We start from the raw sequence: 24,926 nt of genomic DNA on the forward strand, positions 1-24,926 counted from the left end.
ACATGTCTGAGCATGATGCATCCCAGCAATTATCTGAACACATTTCCCTAAAACACACTCAAATGGCGGAAGTGTTGGCAAAAATCGTAACAGATAAGGCGGTCTGGGTGGCGAACAGAAAGCTCGCTCAGCCTTTAAACACTTTTCAAACGTTACTTTCAAAAACGGATCGGGACTTTTATCAAGCTCTCGATCAGAGTCAAACCGTTTTTATTTTAGAGTGTAAAAAGGCTTCCCCCTCAAAAGGGCTGATCCGTGATTCATTTGACTTAGATTATATCGCCTCAGTTTATCACCAATATGCCGATGCAATTTCAGTGCTGACCGATGAAAAATATTTTCAAGGTAGCTTCGATTTTATTGCCCGAGTTCGCGCTCAAGTCTCGCAACCGGTGCTGTGTAAAGACTTTATGATTGACCCTTACCAAGTTTATCTCGCTCGTCATTACGGCGCGGATGCCATTTTACTCATGCTTTCTGTGCTTAACGATGAACAGTATGGTCAATTGGCTAGCATTGCCCATGAACTGGGAATGGGCATATTAACCGAAGTCAGCAATGAAGAAGAATTGCAACGTGCGATTGCACTCAAAGCCAAAGTGATTGGCATTAATAACCGTAACTTACGTGACCTTTCCACCGACTTAAATCGCACGAAACAGCTCGCACCACAACGACCAAAAGAATGCATTGTTATTTCTGAATCTGGTATTTATAACCATCAACAAGTCCGTGATTTATCTCAATTTGCGAATGGTTTTCTTATCGGTAGCTCCCTGATGGGCGAAGAGAATCTCGAACAAGCGGTACGTAAAGTGATCTTGGGTGAAAATAAAGTCTGTGGATTAACTCATGCCCATGACGCGGTAAAAGCCTATCAAGCAGGTGCGGTTTATGGCGGATTAATTTTTGTTGAACCGTCAAAACGCTATGTCGATAAAGAAGCGGCACGTCTAATCATGAGCGGCGCGCCATTGCTTTATGTGGGCGTATTTCAAAACCATCCTATTGATCATGTGGTTGAAATAGCTCTCGACCTCAGTTTAACCGCGGTGCAACTGCATGGGGATGAAGATCAAGTCTATATCAATGCGCTGAAAACTCGTTTACCCGAGCACATAAAAATTTGGAAGGCTTATGGCGTCACCAACGCATTACCTAAGTTATTTGATCATGTTGAACGACATTTATTCGATAGTAAGGTCGGAGATCAAATGGGCGGTACTGGGCAAGCTTTTGATTGGCAACTCATTACTCAGCCACAGCGCATCATGCTCGCCGGGGGAATTACCCCTAACAATGTGAAACAAGCCGCACGTATTGGCTGCCTTGGTGTCGATCTCAATTCCGGCGTTGAAAGCGAGCCGGGGAAAAAAGATGCGGCGAAGTTACAGCAAGCATTCAGCGCACTACGAGAATACTAATAATTTTACTTTTGAAGAATAAGACATGGTAATCATGTCATTAGATGTGAAGGAATAAGAGCATGGCAAAACTTAACGCCTATTTTGGCGAGTACGGTGGTCAGTTCGTACCACAAATTTTAGTTCCAGCCCTCAATCAACTGGAACAGGCATTTATTGATGCTCAGCAGGACTCTGAGTTTCGTTCCGAATTTATGACGCTGCTGCAAGAGTATGCCGGCCGCCCAACGGCACTGACGCTCACTCGCAACATCACTAAAGGAACAAAGACGAAACTGTATCTTAAACGTGAAGATCTCTTACATGGTGGCGCACATAAAACCAACCAAGTTTTGGGTCAAGCGCTGCTCGCTAAGCGCATGGGCAAAAAAGAAATTATTGCAGAAACAGGCGCTGGGCAACATGGCGTGGCAACCGCCCTAGCCTGTGCTTTGCTGGGCTTAAAATGTCGTATCTACATGGGAGCCAAAGACGTCGAACGTCAAAGTCCAAACGTTTTTCGGATGCGTTTAATGGGAGCGCAAGTGATTTCCGTCAACTCTGGCTCAGCGACCCTAAAAGACGCTTGTAACGAAGCAATGCGAGATTGGGCGTCCAGTTACGAAACCACACACTATTTATTAGGCACTGCCGCTGGCCCTCACCCTTTCCCAACCATCGTGCGAGAATTCCAACGCATTATTGGCGAGGAGACCAAAAATCAAATTTTAGCCCGTGAAGGTCGATTACCTGATGCCGTGATCGCTTGCATTGGCGGTGGTTCAAATGCTATTGGCATGTTTGCCGATTTTATTGACGAAGCCTCGGTTCGCTTGATTGGGGTGGAACCTGCAGGAAAAGGGATCGATACCGCTCAACATGGTGCTCCTCTGCGGCATGGCAAAACGGGAATTTTCTTTGGCATGAAAGCCCCCTTAATGCAAGATGAAGATGGTCAAGTTGAAGAGTCTTATTCGATATCCGCTGGATTAGACTTCCCCTCTGTTGGCCCACAACACGCACACCTACATGCAACAGGCCGAGCCGAATATGAAAGTGCCACCGATGATGAAGCGCTAGACGCTTTCCAACTGTTAGCCCGCCAAGAAGGAATCATTCCAGCGTTGGAGTCATCTCATGCTTTAGCTCATGCGGTCAAAATGGCGTATGCAGAACCCGAAAAAGAACAATTATTAGTGGTGAATTTATCGGGACGAGGCGATAAGGACATTTTTACCGTCCATAAAATTTTAGAAGACAAAGGAGTGCTGTAATGAACCGTTATCAATCACTTTTCCAGCGTCTGGCTAACGATAAACAAGGGGCATTTATCCCATTTGTTACTATCGGTGATCCTTCGCCAGAACAATCGCTGCGCATCATGCAAACCTTAATTGATGCGGGTGCTGATGGTTTAGAGCTCGGGATTCCTTTTTCTGATCCTTTAGCCGATGGCCCAACCATTCAAGCCGCAAATATTCGAGCTTTAAACGCCGAGACGACCCCTGAGGTATGTTTTAGCTTAATCGCTCAGATCCGGGCCAACAACCCAGATTTACCGATAGGATTACTCATGTATGCCAACCTCGTGTATGCGCGTGGGATTGAAAACTTTTATCAACGTTGTCAGCAAGCGGGAGTTGACTCTGTGCTGGTCGCCGATGTTCCAACCAATGAGAGCCAACCCTTTGTGGCCGCGGCAGAAAAATTTGGTATTCAACCGATTTTCATCGCCCCACCCACGGCCGATGACGCCACATTACAAGCGGTGGCTCAGTTGGGTAAAGGTTATACTTATTTACTGTCACGATCCGGGGTAACAGGAGCGGAAACCAAAGCCAATATGCCAGTGGGTACACTCCTACAACGGCTAAATCAATGTCAAGCAGCACCGGCACTACTAGGGTTTGGTATTTCAGAACCAGAGCAAGTCAAACAAGCCATTCAAGCGGGGGCAGCCGGTGCCATTTCTGGTTCCGCCGTGGTAAAAATCATTGAGAAACACATCAATGAACCCGAGAGAATGCTGGCTGAACTGCACACATTTACCTCGGCGATGAAGGCTGCAACCCGCAAAGCTTAGGTAAACCTACCACCTAACATAGAGCAATAGCTGTCTACCAGATGAGGCACTATTGCTCTTTCTATCCAGCCGCCCCTCAGTTGCATCGATTTTCTAACGCTTCACTGCGTCAGAAAATCTTTATCAATGTCACAAAAATTTTACCTAACAATGCGATATTTTGTTTCAAAATATCTTTATCGGTTTAGCTCATGCCATAATTTGGTTAGACTGTCAGTAATTTACTACTTGGATCTTGCTTTATAATGAAACAACTGCTCGATTTTATTCCACTGATTATTTTTTTCGCTCTGTTTAAGTTTTACGATATTTATGTCGCAACAGGGGCGCTGATTGCAGCCACGGCAATACAAATCATCGTGACCTATTTTCTGTTCAAAAAGGTCGAAAAAATTCAGTTAATCACCTTTGCTTTAGTGACTGTTTTTGGTGGCATGACGATCTTCTTACATGACGATAACTTCATTAAATGGAAAGTGACCATTGTCTATTTAGTCTTTGCTTTAGGCTTAGCCATTAGCCATTGGCTTGGAAAATCTGCGATTAAAGGCATGCTCGGTAAAGAGCTGACTCTACCTGAAACGGTCTGGACAAAAATCACCTGGGCTTGGGTTGTCTTTTTCCTCGTGTGCGCGGTACTCAATATTTATATCGCCTATCAATTATCACTCGATGTATGGGTCAACTTCAAAGTATTTGGTCTACTTCTCGCAACCTTCGCCTACACACTATTGACCGGTATTTACATCTATAAACACCTGCCGAAAGAACAAAATAGCTCTAAACATTCTTAACTATTTTGAGTCGAGAAGACATTTCTGGTTATAATTAACCCTCTTTTTCAGCGGCCTTCGCGGTCGCTGTTTTGTTTGCTGTGGATGCCAATCATGAACCAGAATGTAAACTCCCCCAAGGGGCAGCTTTTACTGAGAACACTTGCCATGCCGGCCGACACCAATGCCAATGGTGATATTTTTGGTGGGTGGATTATGTCGCAATTAGACTTGGCTGGTGGCATTCTCGCTAAAGAAATTTCCAGTGGAAGAATTGTCACAGTTTCAGTGTCAAGCATTACCTTTAAAAAGCCCGTCAAGGTGGGTGATGTGGTATGCTGCTACGGTGAATGTACCAAAATTGGCCGGACATCGATGTCAATTAACTTGGAAGTATGGGTTAAACCAGTTAAAGAAGACGGCGTACTTGACCGCTTCCAAGTCTGTGAAGCAACGTTTAATTATGTTGCTATTGATGCAGAAGGACGCCCAAGAGTGATCAACCACCAACATTGATCACCGCAAGGAATGAACCTCACTTTTAAAATCATTGGATTTGGTGCATGACCTAAACCCGTTCACCATTATAAGGATAGCAATATGTGGTATGTTATTTTCGCCCAAGATGTAGAAGACTCGCTAGCGCAACGAATGAGTGTCAGAGCAGAACATTTAGAACGCTTACAAACTTTACGCAATGAAGGTCGGCTATTGGTTGCAGGGCCACTCCCTGCGATTGATGCAGAAGATCCCGGAGAGGCCGGATTTACTGGTTCAACCATCATCGCTGAGTTTGACTCTTTGCAAGCCGCTCAAGCTTGGGCGGATGCGGATCCTTACCACAAGGTTGGCGCTTATGCGCACGTTATCGTCAAGCCGTTTAAAAAAGTTTTTTAACTATGAAAAAATCATTACTCGGTATCACCAGCCTCATGTTTATTCTGCTTAGTGGATGCAGCTCTACTGGTGATCAACAAAAGCATTTAGAACTATTAGCCGCCAATCGTGCCAGTGTACTCAATGCCGAGCTGCCGATTGAACAAGGGCCACTGAATATCATGCGTGCTAGCTCTAAAGGTACAATGATCGAAATGATGATGATCTACAATATTGATCAGCAAGGTGCACAATCCCTTACCCAAGTGATAGAAAACAGTGTTCAACGTTTTTGTTCTAGTACCGATATTCGAGCCAATCTTGATGCGGGTATCAGTTACCGATTACAAGTTCGTAATCCAAGAGGTCAACTAATGGTCGATCAAATCGTCACTAAAACTCAATGTCACTGAGTTACTCCATGCCATCGTATTCAATCAACAAAGGCCTCACTAGAGGCCTTTATAATGAAAATATAATCCCCTCTATTTTTTCTGCCATTCTTCACGTAACGCTTTAGCAGCCAGCACTAAGTTGGTTAATGCGGCTTCCACCTCTGGCCAATTTCGTGTTTTTAGCCCGCAATCGGGGTTCACCCATAACCGTTCAACAGGGATTTTCTCCGCAGCTTTACGCAACAACCCTTCAATCCAGGCTTGTGATGGAATGTTAGGGGAGTGGATATCATACACACCCGGCCCTATGGCATTCGGGTAATTAAACGCTTCAAATGCTTTGAGTAATTCCATATTCGAGCGCGAGGTTTCAATGGTAATCACGTCCGCATCAAGCGCGGCAACAGAATCAATAATTTCATTAAATTCGCTATAACACATGTGAGTATGGATTTGTGTTTCAGGCCGAGCGCTCGCAGCCGATATTTTGAACGCTTGCACTGCCCATTGTAAATAAGCTTGATGATCCCGTTTCTTCAATGGTAAGCCCTCACGAATCGCAGGTTCGTCAATTTGGATAATATTGATGCCTGCATCCTGCAAGTCAGACACTTCATCACGCAACGCCAATGCCAATTGCTGAGCAATTTGCTCCCGAGTAATGTCTTCACGTGGGAACGTCCAGCAAAGGATCGTAACCGGCCCAGTCAACATCCCTTTCATCTTTTTACTGGTAAGTGATTGTGCATAACTTGACCACTCTACCGTCATGGGCTTCTCTCGTTCAATATCGGCTACCACTATGGCAGGCTTCACACAACGAGAACCGTAACTCTGCACCCAACCAAACTGCGTGGTTTGGAAACCAGCAAGATTTTCAGCAAAATATTCCACCATGTCATTACGTTCGGCTTCGCCATGCACCAGCACATCCAAGCCTAGAGCTTCTTGACGTTGAACCGCATCGGCAATATGTCCTTTAAGCGCATTCACATAATCCGTTTCAGCTAACTTGCCCTGTCGGTAAGCTCGACGTTCGGCACGAATATCTCCCGTTTGTGGGAAAGAACCAATGGTTGTCGTCGGTAATAGGGGAAGCCCAAGCACTTCTTGTTGATGGTAAGCACGCTCTGCATAAGGTGCACTTCGCTCAGCAAGAGAATCGGTAATACTATTAAGCCGAGCTTGAACTTGAGGCTTATTAACATGAATGGCTTGTTGACGCGCTACAATAGGCTGACTGTACGTCTCACAGGCCAATATTGCTGCATGATCGCCATCTAATGCTTGGCCGAGCAGCGAAATTTCGGTCAGTTTTTGTTTGGCAAAAGCGAACCAGCTCTGCACTTCTGGTGAAAGGTTCGCTTCTAGTTCTAGATCAACGGGGCTATGGAGTAGAGAACAAGAGCTGGCAACCCATAAGCGATCCCCCAACTGTGCTTTTACTGGCTGAAGTTGATTGAGTTGTGAAGCGAGATCGGCTCGCCAGACATTCCGTCCATTCACCACACCCGCCGATAATACCCAGTCTTGAGGAAGCTTTTCTAATACCTCATCGAGTTGCTGAGGAGCTGCTGAAAGGTCAATATGCAGACCATTAACGGGCAGTTTAACAATTTTATCTAACGTATCACTTACAGAATCAAAATAGGTGGTCAACAGTAATTTCACCTCACCTTGAATCACCTGATAAGCCAGTTTAAAGGCCTCTTGCCACGGCGTTTCAAGTTCCAGAGCTAGGATCGGCTCATCAATTTGTACCCAAGTCACTCCCTGCTTGGCTAATTTAGCTAAAATCGCTTGATAAGCAGTAAGTAGACGAGGAAGTAATGTCAGTCGATCAAAACCTTCCCCAACCTCTTTACCTAAATAAAGATAACTTAACGGGCCAAGAAGAACGGGTTTAACCGGATAGCCAGCTTTGACGGCTTCATTCACTTCATCAAACAATTGTGGCCAACTTACCTCAAAACTATCTGTAGCACTAAATTCCGGCACAATGTAATGATAGTTAGTGTTAAACCATTTAGTCATATCAGAAGCGGCGCTGCCACTGCATCCACAATGATTTTGTGACTGACCACGCCCGACTCGAAACAGCGTATCGAGATCAGGAAAACCATGACGATGGCGTTCGGGAACATGACCAAGCAAAAGTGTTGTCGTTAATACATGATCATACCAAGCAAAATCACCCGCAGTCACAAAACTCAACCCTGCCTCTTGCTGCTGGTGCCAGTTTTGTTGACGAATACTTTGTCCAACCTGTTGCAGTTGAGATTGCTCAATTTCACCACGCCAATACTGCTCCAGGGCAAATTTTAGCTGACGTTTTTCACCAATACGTGGGTAACCGAGAATATGCGTTGTCGTTGCCATGTGTTTTATCCTTCTATAGATAGGTGCAGACATTAAAAGACATCTGGATGGCTAAACTATCGCGTGACATGATACTGAATACAATCACCAATTATTCAACTTGTTTATTAGAAAATTTCATGTTTATAAACATTTCATTCGTAGGATTAACAACAAATAGCCATCTAGATGTTTACACGGTTAAAAAAAACACGTAAGTTTAGATAAATTAATAATAAAAAAGGGAAGGTGAAGGTGATACATGATCGAGCTTAAACATTTAAGAACCTTAGTTTCACTGCGAGAAACGGGCTCACTAACCGCCACCGCCACGGCTTTACACCTGACTCAGTCGGCGTTATCCCATCAAATAAAAGATCTTGAAGCTCGGATTGGTGGACAACTTTTTCTCCGCAAAACACGCCCGGTTCGTTTTACATCAGAAGGTAATATTCTGCTGCGCATTGCCGATGAAATATTGCCACGCTTAGCCAAAGCAGAGAACGAACTCGCCAGCCTGAAAGAAGATGTGAATGGACGCTTACACATGGCAATTGAATGCCATTCTTGCTTCCAATGGTTAATGCCTGCCCTGCGTGAATATCAATTAGCTTGGCCCAGTGTAACGCTCGATTTTTCCTCAGGGTTTGGTTTTGAACCCTTACCTGCATTACTAGCAGGAGAGCTAGACTTGGTGATTACCTCTGATATTTTACCGCGCTCAGAGGTGCATTATGAACCCTTATTTGACTTTGAAATGCGCCTTATTACTGCAACCAACCATCCACTCGCTGATAAAACCGTCATCACACCACAAGATTTGGCCGAACAAACCATGCTGTGTTATCCGGTACAAAAACAACGCTTAGATGTCGTCAAACATTTCCTACACCCGGCAGGCGTAGAACCAGCAAAGTGGAAACAAGCAGACAATACTTTAATGCTAGTCCAAATGGTGTCTGCCGGATTAGGCGTTGCCACGTTGCCCAACTGGGCGATCAGTGAATTTTCACGCCAGGGACTTATCACCAGCAAACCATTAGGCGATGGATTATGGCGTCGGTTATTTGCCGCAACCCGCCACAGCGAAAAAGACAAGCGTTACTTACAAGCTTTTTTTGCTATCGCTCGCCAACAATGCAAAAGCCACCTTGACGGGATCAAGATGGCTTAAATTATGCGGAAAACAAGCTATTAATACGATTTAAACTGGTTGGTGAGAGGGTCATACCTAAAGCCTAGATTACTCAACTTACCAACCACATGTTGTTCATTCATCTCATACATGGATACGAGTTCATCCAAGCTATCACACTCTAAACGCAGTTTTTCATTAATAATGCCTAATAAAATTGCGTCATCAAGACGGCTAATGTTGCTTAAATCCATCATTTTGCTCCTTTCTCGTCGCCCTGATAGTAAGCTTAGCTGCAATTTTATCAATCCGTCGTGATTTTCCTCTCGAAATATCGCCGACAATGACCCTATAAATAAAGACGATAGAAACCGGTTACCGCAACTAACATCAAGAGTAACGCAAGCAATAAGGAGACTTTGGTCACAGGTTTTACTAATAGTAAATGCCAACACCAAGCAAAAATACCCGCGACCAATAACGAAAAGCTCACCAGTAGTGGCTGGATCATAGCTGAAAGCTGCTCAGCCTCAAGTTGATATGCGTAAGGTACAATGCAGAGCGTTGTCACCATTGCCGATAAAATCCCCACCACAGGTAAAATGCGGTGAAAAGCTTGTAGACGAGTTTTAGCGATCGTCAATAGCAAATGGCCAAATAACGCACCGAGTAAAAATATCAGACTCAATAGTGTAATGGCCATTGAACCATTCAGCGACTGCCCCATCAATATAGCCACAAATGCCAAAGCTAACCCATCGGCAAGGTACAAAACCCACAGCGGCCCTTCATGGCGTGTCTTTTTGGTTTGCACTTGAGAATAAAAATAAAGCAAAGCAAAGACAATTAAACACACCTCGATTTTCAGTGAAGCGACAGCAAGCCATAAGATAGCTAACGCGGGTAATACTTTATGTAACCGGCCACGTTGACCTGGACAGATATCACCTTTCACCAATACTAATGTCAGTAATAATTGCGTGCCAAGCAACATGGGGGCCATAACGCTCAGTAAGGAATCAAGCATACATTCTTCATTAACGGAAAATTTGGGACGATGATACCAAAAGCCATTCGATTTTGCCTACCGCTTTACCCACGAATTCAACACTTCTACCGCTCACATCATGCGCCACTGACTGTTTTATCATTGCTATGGCTTGGATTCGTTATTTGTACCGAAAATCAACTGTTCGCAGAACACACAGCTTGAGTATTTGTTTATAGTTAAGACAAAAATAAGAGGTTATGATGAAAAAACTGTTATTAGCAAGCATGCTTTGCCTCCCCTTACTTGGCTGCATGGCACAAGAGCCGTCTCCCCCTTTACAAGCCGATCAACAATGGGTAACTGGGCAACTCGAGAATGGACTCACCTACCACATCTATCCAGATCATCATCAAGCGGTATCGATTCGCCTATATTTTCATACCGGCTCATTGCAAGAATCCCCTACACAAGCTGGCTATGCACACTTTGTTGAACACATGGCATTTAATGGCAGCCTCCATTATGCCCATAATGATGTCATTACCATGGTACAGCAAGCAGGAGCTAGCTTTGGCCCCGATCTTAATGCCTATACCACTTATCAAGAAACCGTTTATACACTCGACTTACCCGACAACCTCGCCGTAGATAAAGCATTACTTTGGTTTAGAGATATTGCCGATGGACTCACCTTCTCTCCGCAAGAAGTCGAGAAAGAGAAAGGGGTAATTATGGGTGAGTTTCGCCACCGCTATCGGGAAGAAAAACCATTAGAACAACAATATTATGAGCATTTGATTGCAACAACCGATTATGCAGAACATGACGTGCTGGGCACGAAGGTACAGGTTCAGCAAGCCACAGCACAAGATCTCCAAGCATTTTATCAACAATGGTATCAACCTCAATTAGCAGAAGTCGTTATCACCGGTAATCTAACACTAGCTCAAGGCGAGGAATGGATTCAACGCTATTTTTCCAGTTGGCAGAAAGGCACAACGCCTCGACCAGAACCGGTAAAAAAACGCCAACAAAACCTGCAAGACTACGTTGCACACGTAGCAACTGGCGAACATGCCAGCTTCTCATTACTGATTGGTCGAGGCCGTCATTCTATGACGACTCACGAGCAGTTATTAGACCATCGATTAGATAATATTGCTGAACAATTAATTGATCAGCGCCTAAAAACGGTATTTCGTGACAGCGCCCAGCTGCATTCACAATTGTATGCCATGAACTATCCTGTACTTGATCAACGCTATACTTTGATTGGTAGTACATTCCCCTACCAACAACGCTCTCTTGTACAAGAACTAATCTTATCAACACTCTCTTCACTGCGTGATTTTGGTGTCACACAAGAAGAATTAGAGGCTCAGCTGCATCCATTCAAAGATGATCTCCAGTATGCAGCACAAAATAAATATGACTTATTACCCAATCAACATGCCAATCATCGCATTTGGGCGATAACCAACCAACAAGTCCTGCAGAGTACTCTCGACTTTCAATATGGCCTCAAACAACTACTCAATACCGCAACCATAGAGCAGGTTAATCAACGTTTAAAACAGTTACTGAACGGTGATGCTGCCATCATTATTGGGGCAGATAAACAAGAGAACCTGGAACAACTTACCGATGAATTGAGCCAGTTAAAAAAATTAAGAAAACGTCGCGGGACGCAATTGAATGCAGCGGATGTTGATACCATTTTACACCAGCCAACGCAGCCTGGGGAAATTATCACATCCCAATCGATTCATAGCGATCCCGAGATCGTGCAATGGCAACTCGAAAATAACGTCAATGTTTATCTCTATAGAACCTATAACAATAGAAATCAGCTGCACCTTTTTTATAGCCGTGTCGGTGGAATAGCCTCATTACCCAGCGAACTTTATTCAGCCGTTGATATTACGCCAATGGTCTTAACTCGTTCAGGGATTGGCAGCATGGATGGGTCACAGGTTGACAGTTATATGAAAAGAAAAAATATGTCTATGCAATTCATTATAGACACGACCACACATTGGTTAAATATAAACGTCAATAAGCCAGATTTAGATGACGCGTTGGCCTTAATTCATCAATATTCCACCGCACCTAAGGTTGATAATGCGCAATTGGCTGCAGTAACACAAACTCAGCAAGAAAACTTGCGCCAATTTTTGACCACGCCACTAGGCCAATTTACCAATGAGATCAATCTCGCCTCTTATAGTAAGGATAGTTATCAGCAACTGCGCTATTTAGTAGACCAACCCACACCGACTCGAACACAAGTTCTTAACGTCCATCAACAGCTGTTTAAACAAGGGAAGTTCAACCTCATTATTGTTGGTGATATTGCCCCATCCGACATCACTCCACTGTTACGTCAGTACATTGCCAATATCCCACTCATTGCCCAACCACCAGTCGAGATTAATCCACACTTTAAACCTTCACTGGTCAACAGAATAGAAAAGACCATCAATACTGAAGATAGTGCCGTCGTCATTCATCGTTATGTCTCATCTGATGTATCCAACCAAAGTGCTAAAAAAATCTTCCTCGAAGACATGCTACACCGTTTAGTCAACCAAAAATTACTCGCTAATATCCGAGAAAGTAAAGGATTGGATTATACCCCCATGATTTACGTAATTAATAAGGATGGCGAACCCTATTCTGATTGGCTGATGATTGCACATGTGGCCCCTGCAAATGTGGCACAAACAGAACAAGCTTTTCAAGAAGTGATCACCAGTTTAACGCAGAGTATTAGTGAAGAAGAGACTCAGACGGTCGCTAAACAATTAATCGTGGCACTTAAACCTATAGAGGATAAACCGGAACAGATGGCCTTCATGCTCAACCGCTATATCACCCATGGCTATGGTTTTGAAGCCTTAATGAATATTGAAGCGACCGCTCAAAGTATTACCGCTCAGGAAATGCATCAAAGAGCATTACAAATTTTTGGTGATGGGAGTAAAAAACAAATTAGCATCATGCTACCCAACTAGCCGATAAAAAAAGCCAAGCTTACCCTGCTTGGCTTTTTCAATCGGCACAGCCACTCAGTTACTTTTTACCACACAGAAGTAGGTGTACTTTGCCAATAACATGGTAAACTGCTGCGCTATTTTATGTGGCCTATTTTTTCACCAATAGCAACCACTCAAAGGTCAAAATAAAATTAGGGTGACAGACCCGGTATACCCAATAATGTGCCCCACCTTTGCCCAAAGCCATGAGAGTAAGAGTCAACTAAATGATTGTAAAGAAAATAAATGAACACAAAAAATACTGGGCGGAATGCTTTGGTATTGCTCCTTTCCTTCCAACTTCACGTAAAGAGATGGAGACTTTAGGATGGGACAGTTGTGACATTATTATCGTCACCGGAGACGCCTATGTCGATCACCCTAGTTTTGGCATGGCTATCATCGGTCGCTTACTTGAAGCTCAAGGATTTAGAGTTGGGATCATTGCCCAGCCAGAATGGCAAGATAAAAGCGCGTTTATGGCTCTCGGTCAGCCCAACCTATTTTTTGGTATCACTGCGGGCAATATGGACTCCATGATCAACCGCTATACCGCAGATAAAAAGCTGCGCCATGATGATGCCTACACCCCCAATAATGAAGGTGGGAAACGTCCAGATCGTGCTACCTTAGTCTATTCTCAGCGCTGCCGTGAAGCGTATAAAGAGGTTCCTATTGTTCTTGGTGGCATTGAAGCGAGCTTACGACGTGTCGCGCATTATGATTATTGGTCCGATAAGATTCGTCGTTCGGTACTGTTTGATGCCAAAGCGGACATACTCCTATTTGGTAACGCTGAACGCGCTTTAGTGGAGGTTGCGCATCGACTTGCAAATGGCGAGCCGATAGCGACCATGACCAACATTCGTGGTACTGCGATAAACCTACCACACGCTCCCGACGGTTTTACCATCATCGATTCCTCGCGTATTGATAAACCGGGCAAACCTTTTGTGCCAACCAATCCTTACGACGTTGAAACGCTATGCGACACGAAATCGGACACCGCAGAAATCGAAGCCAAACCGATTACCATCCGGGCTTCTCGCCATGATTCGCTAACGACAGCCGTTCGTTTACCCTCTTATGAAAAGTTGATCAACGACCGTATTTTATACGCACATGCTAGCCGTGTACTGCATTTAGAAACCAACCCTTATTCAGGCCGCGCCCTGATTCAAAGCCATGGTAACCGTGAACTTTGGGTAAACCCAGCGCCGATTCCATTAACCACCGAAGAGATGGATTATGTTTTTGATCTGCCTTATGCCCGGATTCCGCACCCTAAATATGGCAAAGCCAAGATTCCGGCTTACGATATGATCAAAACCTCGGTCAATATTATGCGTGGATGCTTCGGTGGCTGCTCTTTTTGTTCAATCACCGAGCATGAAGGACGGATAATCCAAAACCGTTCTAAAGAATCCATACTTGGTGAGTTGACAGCCATTAGAGACAAAGTCCCCGGTTTTACCGGGACAATTTCAGACTTAGGAGGCCCGACCGCCAACATGTATCGCTTGGGTTGTTCAGATCCTAAAGCAGAAGCAAACTGCCGCCGTCCTTCTTGTGTGTTTCCGGGAATTTGTCATAAGCTCAATACCGATCATAAACACACCATCGATCTTTATCGAGAAGCCCGAAAGATTCCTGGTATTAAGAAAATTCTTATCGCTTCTGGGGTACGCTACGATTTAGCGATTGAGTCTCCAGAATATGTGCGTGAACTGGTGACTCACCATGTGGGGGGTTATCTAAAAATTGCCCCTGAGCATACTGAAAAAAGACCACTGGATTTAATGATGAAACCAGGAATGGGTACTTATGACCGCTTTAAACAACTGTTTGAAAAATACAGTGCGGAAGCAGGTAAAAAACAATATTTAATACCTTATTTTATCTCTGCTCATCCAGGAACCGAAGACGAAGACATGGTCAACCTTGCATTGTGGCTTAAAAATAATAACTATCAGTGTGATCAAGTACAAAATTTTTACCCCTCTCCGATGTGTAATGCCACGGCCATGTATCACTCACAAGTGAATCCGCTTAAACGCGTGAAATATAAGAAACGAGAAGATATTACCGTAGCCAAAGGAGAACGTCAGCGTCGCTTGCACAAAGCACTGCTGCGTTATCATGATCCTCTTAATTGGCCACTTATCCGTGAAGCATTAGTCGCAATGGGTAAAAAATATTTAATTGGTGACAAGCCTGGCTGCTTAGTCCCCGCTGAAGATAATGAGCAATCAACAGCAAATCCACGTCGTAAATCAGGTCGTCACGGTTCTAACCGCTTTGCAACCAAACACACTAAACATCAACCGGGATTTGATGCACTTCGCGATCATGCGTCAAGTCAAACTCGTGGCAGTAAAACCAATCAGAACAGCCGCCCTAAAACAAAAGTCAACACGAAGAAAAAACGGGGAAACTCCGTTCGCCCATAAAGCGGAGTATACCTCTTAATAAAAAAACCTCAGGTATAAATACCCGAGGTTTTTTTTACAATCTATGTTAGTGATTTCTCACAACATCAATGATTACACAATGAATTTATTCATCACTGCATCTTGACGACGAACGTTCTCTAACTGCTCTCGCATTTGATCATTTGACTGACTCGCAGTATCAGAAACTTGAACCGATAAATCTTTAATTTTCACCGTATTCGCGTTAATTTCTTCAGCTACTAAGCTCTGTTCCTCTGCCGCTGATGCAATTTGCATATTCATATCCGTGATCTGTTGGATAGCTTGACGAATACGCAATAACGCATCATTTGCTTCACAAGCTTTGGCGACTGTTTCTGTCGCAGTATCTTTACTTTGTTGCATCGCTCCTGCAACGGCACTCGATCCGACTTGCAATTGCTCAATCATATTTCTGATTTCAGTCGTCGATTGTTGCGTTCGTTGAGCCAGAGTTCGAACTTCATCAGCAACCACGGCAAAACCACGACCGGATTCTCCTGCTCGAGCTGCTTCAATGGCCGCATTTAACGCCAATAAGTTGGTTTGATCAGCAATATCATTGATGACTTTTAAAATCGTCTCGATATTGGATGTCGCGACTTCAAGCTGCTTCACTTCTTCAACCGCTTGATCGATTCTTAATGCAAGGGCATTGATCGCCTCAGTGGTATGGTTAACCACTTGTGAACCTTCTTCACAGTTGCATTATCCGCTTCTTGGGCAGCGGAAGCGGCCCCTTGTGCGTTGCTGGCAACATCATTAGATGTGGTCGCCATTTCATGCATCGCGGTTGCGAGCTGCTCCACTTCATGCATTTGATTTTGCATTGCCTCAGTTGAAGATTGCAAGCCATGCGCTGTCGATTCGGTACTATGCATAATTTGCTGACCAATTTGCTTAGATTCACTAATTAACCGTTGCAAGGTTTCGGTAAATTGATTGAACCCGGTGGCTAGCCGCGCAAATTCAAAATCTGTATTGGTATCTAACCGCTTCGTGAGATCGCCTTGCCCAGACGCCACGTCCTGTATTGCATCATTTAAGGTGTCCAAAGGCCGCATGAGAACACGAAGTATTAGCGAAAGAATCAAGGTACTGATGACTAACGCAATCACAGAATAAATCAAAGCACTGCGCCGCAAATCATCAATAGCAGCAAAAGCAATACTTTCATCCAGTAAAACGCCAACTGACCACTTTTCACCCGGTATATCGACAAAACGCAACTGATAGTCTCGTCCATCAAGCGTTATTTCTTGTATCTCTCGACTCATTTTGACTCTGGGTAAGAAGTCAGACATGGGTTTACCATTTAATTTCTCATCAGGGTGAGCAACCAGTGTTCCGTCATCGGCAACAATAAAAAGATACCCTGCATCAAATAAGGAAACTTGGTTCACTAATTTGGCTAGCGAGACTAAACTCACATCAAAGAAAATCGCACCGGAAAATTGTCCTTGATATGTCACTGGCGTCGCGATAGAAATTAAAATTTCTCCGGTTGCTGAATCTGCGTAGGGAGCTGTGATCGTCAACTGACCGGCATTTTTAGCATCTCGATACCAAGGGCGAGCTCTCGGATCCCATGTTGCTCCTGGATCCCAATTAGGATCGCTACCTACGTGACCCCCATTACTTTCATATCCAAAACCCACCAAAATAAAGTGATCGTTCAAAACGGGCTGCCTCAATATATCGGCAACATGGTCTGGCTCAATATTATCCTCGACTAATTGAGTGACATACTGAGCGAGTACTTTACTTCCATTGAGTTCTTTACTGACCGTACTGCGCACACCCTGTACTATCTCTTCAGCACTATTGTTGACTTGTGTTTCAATTTCTGTCCGTACCGTGAAATACTGTTGTGTCGACAATAATGCCAGTGTTAAAAGCAACATCACCGAAGATGCTGCAACCACTTTATGGCTAAATTTCATGGGTTACCTCTCTAAGCAAATTATCCCTATCATGCACGTTTTACTGTGCGATTCCCTTAACCACATCAGGACAACCAGCAAGCCATTCTCGGCCTTACTTCTTTCCTTACAGAGCCTAAAGGTTTTTGCTAAGCCATTAACACCAAGCCATGGTCAGTTTATTGTTATTTTCATTATTGAGTATGGACCAATAGGAAGCAGTTTTCATTATAATTGATCGTAAAGTATCAATAAAAATAATGATAAACTGCACAGAAGCGTGAAAAAAGTTCATCAGGAGTAAAAAGGCTCACTCGCATGAGCCTTAAGTCGGACCCATTTGGGGCATCAATCATTAAGCGTATTGATTTTCAAACGCTTGCATAAAGTCAACTAAAGCTTGCACCCCTTCCAGTGGCATAGCGTTATAAATAGAAGCGCGCATACCACCGACCACGCGGTGTCCTTTTAATGACAACAAGCCACGAGCTTCGGCCAATTCTAAAAAGGTGCCATCCAACTCTGGTTTTGCTAATTGGAAAGGAACATTCATCAGAGAACGATTATCAGGATGAATGTTATTACGATAAAAGTTTGATGCATCAATATAGTCGTAAAGCAGCGCAGCTTTAGCTCGGTTTACTTGCTCTATCGCTTGCACACCACCTTGCTCTTTTAACCATTGAAAAACTAACCCAGAAAGATACCAAGCAAAGGTCGGTGGGGTATTAAACATGGAATCTTTTTCGGCAAGCACTCGGTAATTTAGTGTCGTTGGCAAAGCTTGATTCGCTAAATCAAGTAAATCATCACGCACAATCACAATACAGAGCCCGGCAGGGCCAATATTTTTCTGAGCTCCAGCATAAATAACGCCATATCGAGTAATATCGATTTCACGTGACAAAATCGTTGAAGACATATCCGCAACTATCGGCTTATCCGTAACGGGTAACTCATTGATTTCTATGCCATCGATAGTTTCATTAGGACAAAAGTGCACAAAAGCAGCGTCAGGGTCAATATGCCATTCACTGGCGGGAAGTACTGCAATTTTTGCATCTTTCTCAGTTTTCGCATCAAAAATATCGACCTCGCAGTATTTCTTTGCTTCTTGCACCGCACTGGCCGCCCAATATCCCGCATCAATGTAAGTGGCACAAGTCGCTTGGCCGAGTAAATTCATCGGAACCGCTGCAAATTGAGCTCGAGCACCACCTTGACAAAATAAAACTTTATAATTGTCAGGAATCGCCAATAAATCACGCAGATCTTGCTCAGCCTGTTGCGCAACATGGATAAAAGGCTTGCTGCGATGACTAATTTCCATCACTGACGCGCCAAGACCATGCCAATTGACAAATTCTGCCTGTGCTTTAGCCATGACCGCTTTAGGTAGTGCAGCGGGGCCCGCACTAAAATTAAAAACAGTGTCCGTATTCGGCTCCATGTTTAGCTTACTCCTGCTATAAAAATGTGATTTGGACTTACTATAACTCGATCAAAGAGATTGAAGAAGAGCCAAAGATGATGTCTTTTAAAATTTCATTTTGCTCTTTTATCAACAATGCTTATTTAAGGCATGGACACAATCACCCTAACAGCGACAAATGAACCTTTTCCAGCCTCTCTGAACCTATACCCAAGCAACTTGGAGTTGCAGGTAGGCGGCAAGTGAGTGACAAATTTGTCTGGAACAAATTTGAACAGCCGTAGGCTGGCCTTTGGTGAGGGCCACGGATGACTCTCATCATCCCCATGAGCATAGACAGGCTATGTGATTGGGGTGAAAGAACGTAGCCAACACCCCTGCAGCTTCAAGTAAAAAGGGTATAATGTTTACTGGAGCAGAAGTGGCATCATCAACGCGGTCAACGGAACTTGTTTACCACTAGCGAAAACCAATAGCCCATTGTGAATATCCACTTTTAATTGATAACCTTGTTCATTGTGTGTCGCCATCTCCATCAAGACTAATTGATCCACGCCTTGCTGGATAAAGGAATAATCCTTCACCAATGATTGCGATACCAACGCCTCTAAAGAACCGCTTAAAACTGAAAAAAGTGCGCCGGGATCGTGTAAAACATCATGGGTGCCCTCTGGTACTGTCAGCTGCCATTTAGCCTCCAACTCACCTTGTCCTATCGTCAGCGCTAATCGATTTAGCGTGAGACTAAAGCCTTGTGAAAATAGTTTCTCAATCGCAGGACGTGCTTGATTTATCAAAGAATTCGATAAAGTGCGGCCACCTTGATAAAGTTCAGACAACTGAGTAAAGGCCTTTCTATCCACATCACCAAGGGTAAAATCAAAGATTGCGTCACGAATTTCATCGTCACCAGTTTTTAATGCACGAACAGTCACCATATGCTGGCCAGTGAATCGTTGCTTGGATGCATCCATCGAAGAACGAAACTCATACATGGCGTGATTCAGATTAAACCTGGTAGCCTGTCGAACATCACGAATGGTCATCTCTCCCAAGGTTATTTTATGTTGGCCAACCCAAAAACCCTTCTCTTGTTTGCCCTTTCCCTCACCATAAACATTAGCTAATTGTACTTGTTCACCATTGGTAAAGTTCAAGGCAATAGATGGAAGCGTTAAAGCATAACTGATCTCACCCAAAATCGATGCCGTGCCTTGTAAACTTGAAGCGGTCATGGATAACGTAAACGGCTGTTCTCCTTTTGATTGATAGAACCAATTATCTAAGTGCATTTGAAAATCTGTACTACCATTGAGGCGAGTCTGAGTGTTGAGCTGTAGAGGAATATGGGTTTGTTCCGAAAAGGTCGAAACAGCCGAAAGGCTAAAGGCATGATGCTGAATATCGCTGTTGATCACCCACTCGGTTGGTAAACCTTGTTGTTCAAGCTGCCGTTTGATATCTCGATCTAAAACCGTGTATCGCGTCACCGCTGAGGATGAAAAATAACCTCGCTCATAGCTGACTAATTCGGTTTTAACTTGATCATTACTTAAGTTTGCCAAGCCATCGGTGACTATTTTTTGACCGACCTGCCCGACTGCTAAAGGCCAACAAAGAATTAGAGCAACCGCCCCACCCACAGCGCCAATTCGTTTCAGCGTTTTCATAAAATAAGATTTTCCTTGTAATATATCCAGTCAACCTCACCGACGCATTGACCCAGCGAAAAGGAACTGGGCTGATCGATTGGACAACTCAGTCTATAAGTTTGGCCAAAAACCATCTCAATGGACAATAAAAATGATTGCATGAAGAAAATTAATTTCTCATTGTACAGATTCAAGGTTCTTAAACCCAGCTCTCAAATAAACTGTATAAAACTTGTTACAATGTTAGAACTATGAATAGATAGGTTTGAGAACATTGTGAATTCATATGCGCTACTTTGTTTAGACAATAATCCCGTCAGCGTCGAGCAGTGGCGTCATGAATTGAGTGCCTTTATCACGAAGTTTGACCTCTATACCGCAGAATCATTCGAAGAAGCTGATCAAGCTCTCGAATTTATTGAAGAGCAAAACCAGATCGTCACCTTGGTGATTGCAAGCCATCATCAACACTTTGATGGTGCTAACTTTTTAGTCCAGTTGGATAAATTAGCACATACCAAAAATGCAAGAAAAATCCTTATCAGTTGCGGGCAAGATATTCAAGCTATTCTAAATGCCGTCAATGAAGGTCGACTGGACTACTGCTTAACCAAACCCCTACAAGACAATGTGTTATATAAAACCGTCTTCCAAGAATTGACCAATTATATCCTGCAATATGATAAAGATAATATTCTTAGCTACAGCACCCTGCTCGACCAAACCCGTATTCTTCGCGCTCATATTGATAATAAAATGCACCTCTATCGAGAAGGTTTCATCAGCGATTATCATCGCCTAACCGATCACCAACTGGCCGAACAAGTGATTGGTGCGCTACGTCAATTCTTTGCTCAAGCCGACGAGACTCGAGCTTGTCGAACCTACTCCGCTGAACATTTATTAACCAAAGAAGGAGAAGCCAACCAGTTTTTATGGTTTATTACTGCCGGAGAAGTTGCACTCTATAAAAAAGATGAACAGGGTCAACAAAGAGAAGTCGTGCGCCATACTAAAGGTAACTTAGTCGGTGGGATGTCTTTTGTTACAGGAGAACCTTCTTTTTCAACGGCAATTACCTTAACTAAAACAGAGGTCATCAAACTTGATCGAGATGTGTTTGCCAAGGTTATGCATAATGACACGCAGCTATTACCACTTTTCACCAACTTATTATTACGACATTTTAATCGTCGTTTACAACGCAGTATTAATACCAAACTGCAATTACAAAAAACCATTGAATCCTTAGAGTTAGCACATCAACAGCTTATCGAGAGTGAAAAAATGGCCGTACTTGGACAACTAGTTGCAGGTGTTGCACATGAGTTGAATAATCCCGTTGCTGCCATCTTACGAGGAAGTGATACATTACGCACCCACCTCAATCAATTGATTTGTCATAAGGCTTTACAACCATTAGAGCAAAAAGGAGTACAGCTCCTTGGGCAAGCGTTACAAGTCAATCCAATGTCAACCGCCAAAGAACGTGAAAAAGCCAAAACATTAGAGCAACACATCCATCATCGATTACTTGCCAAAAAAATGGTCAAGCTCGGTTTAGAAAATGACCACACACTACGTAATCAGGTAAAAAATAATCCGCAACAGGCAGAACAAGACATAGAAATGCTGGAACGTTACTATCTTGTTGGCAGTAACTTACGTTCAATTCAAGTGTGCGCACAACGTATTGCGGATATGGTCAAAAGTTTAAAAAGTTATGCGCGACCAGACGATGAAACCTTCCATCTCGCTGATATTCATGAAGGATTAGAGGATACACTGATTATCTTTGAAAACCATTTAAAGAGACACACCGTTGAAAAACATTACGGTGATATTCCACCAGTATTATGCCTACCGATTGCGTTACAACAAGTTTGGACTAACCTGATTTCCAACGCCATTGAAGCCTTTCCTGAACATGGGTCATTAACGATTAAGACTGAATTACAGCACGATCAAGAAACAAGTTACGTTGTGGTTAGCTTTACCGATAATGGCAACGGTATTCCACCAGAACGTCAACAACAAATTTTTGCATTAAATTACACCACCAAGCGGGAAGGACATTTTGGGCTCGGTATTGGTCTATCAATTTGTCAACAAATTGTCCACCAACATCGAGGATGGATAGCCGTTGATAGTCAAGTCAATAAATACACCACGATGCAAGTCTGGTTACCGACCACCTCAGAGCGTATATAGATATTAAGGAGAATAAAATGCATAAGTTAATGATTTTATGTGTTGATGATGAAAGAGAAGTTCTCGATAGTGTTCTGCAGGATCTCCGTGATTTTGAAACTCATTTTATTATTGAGGCGGCAGAGTCGGTAGCAGAAGCTAAAGCGGTTATTGAGGATTATCAACAACAGAAAATACCGTTAGCCCTTATTTTATGCGATCACATTATGCCAAAAAAAACTGGGATTCATTTCTTAATTGAACTCAATCAACAGGAGCAAACCCAGAAAACACGCAAAATACTACTGACAGGGCAAGCAGGATTGGATGATACGGTCGAAGCCATTAACCACTCTAGTTTGGATTTTTTTATCAATAAACCTTGGCAATCAAAACAGCTTTGTCAGATTGTACGTGAACAACTCACGCAGTATGTAATCGAACACGAGCAAGATTTAATGCCTTGGATACAAATCTTGGATGCGGAACCGATTCTAAATGCCATTGCAGCCAATCGTATGAGCTATGGCGAATAGTTAATCAAAAATCATACAAGTGGCATTTTTTTTGCTTATTTTTTGTTAAGGTGACAAAAGCCTGACATTTTAGGGTGGAGTTGTCATGCGTGAGTGAATTATGATGTAAGAGCCAAGTGGCCTAACATAAGCCACTCCCCCATGAAAATAAAATCAGTCAAGAGTGTATTGACCTTGTTTTAGGTAAACTCTGCTGATATACCGTGCTTAGGTTATGTTTAAGTTGTAGCACTTTGTCATGGCGGAAACACCGCTTTAATATGGAATTCATCATAAACAGATAGGTTTATCGAGATTATGCGCAAAACAATCCTTGCAACCGCACTACTTTTTGCTTCAGCACACGCTTTAGCCCAGGTTGACCCCAATAGTCCGACGGTCATGAGCAACTTTAATTATGATTACATTGAGGCCAGAATTGGTATTAGCCCAACCACTTATGGTGCAGGCTTTAGTAAATCAATTCATCCTAATGCTCATGTTGTCGCTCGCATTGACTCAGAATTTGATAGTGATTTTGATTTGGCAACCGGTTTCGGTTTTCATGCTCCAGTCAATAATTGGGCCGATTTTACAGGGGAAATGTTATTTCGCTTACAAGATCGTAAACATCAAGGCAGTGCCGATACCGGGATGGAACTTAATCTTGGCGTACGCCAGTGGCTAGGGCCACAGTTTGAAGTCGGCGGCAAAGGAGGGTATGTCTCGATTGATGATAACGACGATTGGTTCGGTTCCGTTTTTGCCCGTTTTCATTCAACCGAACTTTTCTCACTGGGAGCCGAAGCCCGTTTTAATGATGCTTATGGCGATCAAGTTTTATTTACTGCGCGTTTTAATTATTAATCGCCTTGTGTACGATAACCATCACCCTACTGATGGTTTAGATAGGCTAAGAAAAAACCGAGGTGAAGTCCTCGGTTTTTTCTTTTATGCTGATGTTAATGGTGCTGACAGTACTCAAGAAGCTGTCGCTTTCTCGGCTCTTGTAACAATTTCCAGTGCACGCCTTCAATCGCCCCTGCAAATTTCCATAACAATTTTACATCAACATCGCTACCATAAACTTGTCGCACTTTACTAAACACTTTTGGTGCACCTAGTTTAATGAAGGTATCAACATCATCAATCCCAGCTTTTTTTACCATCCGTTCTAACGTTAACTGCATATTGGGCAGATCACGTAAACGACGACTCGCTTGAGATTTTTGAAAATTACGCTGCATAATTGAATAACGAATCGAACGTTGAATAATGCTCTCTAGCTCTGGATGCTGATTTTCAAATAACTCGGTAATATCATAGTAATTCACCGTAGCAGTTGTTTGCTTCTTCACATGTCGGTACTTCTCGCACCCTAAATTGATAAGCTGTTGATCCAACTCCTCACTACCACGAATAAAAATCGCTTCTTCCGTTAATAATGCATACATGGCATCTTGCTGAAATAAGCCAATACCACCAAACATAGAACGCTTTTGATAAGCGCCAAACTTAATAACATAATCAAAAAATGTATGCTCACTCATCTCCATGGATCCTTTCATCGTCGTCCCCGAGTCACAAAGATCACCAGAAGCAGCAAGTTATAGCGAAATAAAAGTAGAGGTTTATCGCAAGCTTATTTGTACTACATGCCCGCATATTTATTTCTTTCTATGATAGTTAATGAAG

At 43.3% G+C, this 24,926-nt stretch carries 18 protein-coding genes and 2 pseudogenes; 13 read left to right on the forward strand and 7 right to left on the reverse strand.

Annotation, left to right across the window (positions count from 1 at the left end):
• The first annotated feature begins 2 nt into the window (after positions 1–2).
• The 7 genes from trpCF to gspS2 all read left to right on the forward strand — a co-directional run bounded on the left by trpCF (position 3) and on the right by gspS2 (position 5,548).
• A complete protein-coding gene (gene trpCF / locus FKN05_RS04220) occupies positions 3–1,424 on the forward strand; it encodes a bifunctional indole-3-glycerol-phosphate synthase TrpC/phosphoribosylanthranilate isomerase TrpF (protein WP_212752225.1) in 1,422 nt (473 codons plus the stop codon).
• Between the two features lie 62 nt (positions 1,425–1,486).
• Positions 1,487–2,677 (forward strand): tryptophan synthase subunit beta, encoded by a 1,191-nt coding sequence (trpB, locus tag FKN05_RS04225; protein ID WP_161426779.1) that lies wholly within the window; start codon positions 1,487–1,489, stop codon positions 2,675–2,677.
• Complete coding sequence (gene trpA / locus FKN05_RS04230) at positions 2,677–3,486, forward strand: tryptophan synthase subunit alpha (RefSeq protein WP_170886957.1); 810 nt, start codon at positions 2,677–2,679, stop codon at positions 3,484–3,486. The genes trpB and trpA overlap by 1 nt, the downstream gene beginning before the upstream one ends.
• Positions 3,487–3,731: 245 nt before the next feature.
• On the forward strand, positions 3,732–4,280 hold the full coding sequence (locus FKN05_RS04235; protein ID WP_099612292.1) for a septation protein A: 549 nt from the start codon (positions 3,732–3,734) through the stop codon (positions 4,278–4,280).
• Positions 4,281–4,373: 93 nt separating this feature from the next.
• Positions 4,374–4,775: an acyl-CoA thioester hydrolase YciA gene (gene yciA, locus FKN05_RS04240; RefSeq protein ID WP_099612291.1), complete on the forward strand. Its 402-nt coding sequence runs from the start codon at positions 4,374–4,376 to the stop codon at positions 4,773–4,775.
• 84 nt (positions 4,776–4,859) lie between these two features.
• Positions 4,860–5,156, forward strand: coding sequence for a YciI family protein (locus tag FKN05_RS04245; RefSeq protein ID WP_161426781.1), 297 nt, complete (start codon positions 4,860–4,862; stop codon positions 5,154–5,156).
• Positions 5,157–5,158: 2 nt separating this feature from the next.
• Entirely contained in the window at positions 5,159–5,548 is a 390-nt protein-coding gene (gene gspS2 / locus FKN05_RS04250) for a GspS/AspS pilotin family protein (RefSeq protein WP_099612290.1), read from the forward strand.
• 72 nt (positions 5,549–5,620) lie between these two features.
• Here the strand turns inward: gspS2 and metE are convergent, their stop codons facing one another.
• A complete protein-coding gene (gene metE / locus FKN05_RS04255; RefSeq protein ID WP_099612289.1) occupies positions 5,621–7,909 on the reverse strand; it encodes a 5-methyltetrahydropteroyltriglutamate--homocysteine S-methyltransferase in 2,289 nt (762 codons plus the stop codon).
• Between the two features lie 241 nt (positions 7,910–8,150).
• Between metE and metR the strand changes: the two genes are divergently transcribed.
• Entirely contained in the window at positions 8,151–9,062 is a 912-nt protein-coding gene (gene metR, locus FKN05_RS04260; protein WP_099612288.1) for an HTH-type transcriptional regulator MetR, read from the forward strand.
• Positions 9,063–9,082: 20 nt separating this feature from the next.
• Here the strand turns inward: metR and FKN05_RS04265 are convergent, their stop codons facing one another.
• A complete protein-coding gene (locus tag FKN05_RS04265) occupies positions 9,083–9,277 on the reverse strand; it encodes a DUF4250 domain-containing protein (protein WP_161427527.1) in 195 nt (64 codons plus the stop codon).
• Positions 9,278–9,372: 95 nt separating this feature from the next.
• Positions 9,373–10,050: an HI_1241 family integral membrane domain gene (locus FKN05_RS04270; RefSeq protein WP_170886958.1), complete on the reverse strand. Its 678-nt coding sequence runs from the start codon at positions 10,048–10,050 to the stop codon at positions 9,373–9,375.
• Positions 10,051–10,274: 224 nt separating this feature from the next.
• Between FKN05_RS04270 and FKN05_RS04275 the strand changes: the two genes are divergently transcribed.
• Positions 10,275–13,028 carry a M16 family metallopeptidase gene (locus FKN05_RS04275; RefSeq protein ID WP_170886959.1) on the forward strand — a complete coding sequence of 918 codons (2,754 nt, stop codon included), beginning with the start codon at positions 10,275–10,277 and terminating at the stop codon, positions 13,026–13,028.
• A 248-nt stretch (positions 13,029–13,276) separates the two neighbouring features.
• A pseudogene (locus FKN05_RS04280) lies at positions 13,277–15,401 on the forward strand (YgiQ family radical SAM protein); the annotation flags it as partial.
• Between the two features lie 191 nt (positions 15,402–15,592).
• Here FKN05_RS04280 and FKN05_RS04285 read toward each other — a convergent pair.
• The 3 genes and pseudogenes from FKN05_RS04285 to FKN05_RS04295 form a co-directional block, all read right to left on the reverse strand.
• A pseudogene (locus FKN05_RS04285) lies at positions 15,593–17,463 on the reverse strand (methyl-accepting chemotaxis protein).
• A 334-nt stretch (positions 17,464–17,797) separates the two neighbouring features.
• Complete coding sequence (gene serC / locus FKN05_RS04290) at positions 17,798–18,892, reverse strand: 3-phosphoserine/phosphohydroxythreonine transaminase (protein ID WP_099612284.1); 1,095 nt, start codon at positions 18,890–18,892, stop codon at positions 17,798–17,800.
• A 389-nt stretch (positions 18,893–19,281) separates the two neighbouring features.
• Positions 19,282–20,544, reverse strand: a complete 1,263-nt coding sequence (locus FKN05_RS04295) for a DUF945 family protein (RefSeq protein ID WP_170886961.1) — start codon at positions 20,542–20,544, stop codon at positions 19,282–19,284.
• A 258-nt stretch (positions 20,545–20,802) separates the two neighbouring features.
• Between FKN05_RS04295 and FKN05_RS04300 the strand changes: the two genes are divergently transcribed.
• The 3 genes from FKN05_RS04300 to FKN05_RS04310 all read left to right on the forward strand — a co-directional run bounded on the left by FKN05_RS04300 (position 20,803) and on the right by FKN05_RS04310 (position 24,098).
• Positions 20,803–22,737, forward strand: coding sequence for an ATP-binding protein (locus FKN05_RS04300; protein ID WP_170886962.1), 1,935 nt, complete (start codon positions 20,803–20,805; stop codon positions 22,735–22,737).
• A gap of 17 nt (positions 22,738–22,754) precedes the next feature.
• Positions 22,755–23,252, forward strand: a complete 498-nt coding sequence (locus tag FKN05_RS04305; protein ID WP_170886963.1) for a response regulator — start codon at positions 22,755–22,757, stop codon at positions 23,250–23,252.
• 297 nt (positions 23,253–23,549) lie between these two features.
• Positions 23,550–24,098: a hypothetical protein gene (locus tag FKN05_RS04310; protein ID WP_099612280.1), complete on the forward strand. Its 549-nt coding sequence runs from the start codon at positions 23,550–23,552 to the stop codon at positions 24,096–24,098.
• Positions 24,099–24,193: 95 nt separating this feature from the next.
• Here FKN05_RS04310 and FKN05_RS04315 read toward each other — a convergent pair whose 3' ends face one another.
• Positions 24,194–24,781, reverse strand: a complete 588-nt coding sequence (locus tag FKN05_RS04315; RefSeq protein WP_099612279.1) for a TfoX/Sxy family DNA transformation protein — start codon at positions 24,779–24,781, stop codon at positions 24,194–24,196.
• Between the last annotated feature and the right edge of the window lie 145 nt (positions 24,782–24,926).

The organism is Vibrio sp. 1-1(7), from assembly GCF_013048485.1.
GTDB lineage: Bacteria > Pseudomonadota > Gammaproteobacteria > Enterobacterales > Vibrionaceae > Vibrio > Vibrio fujianensis.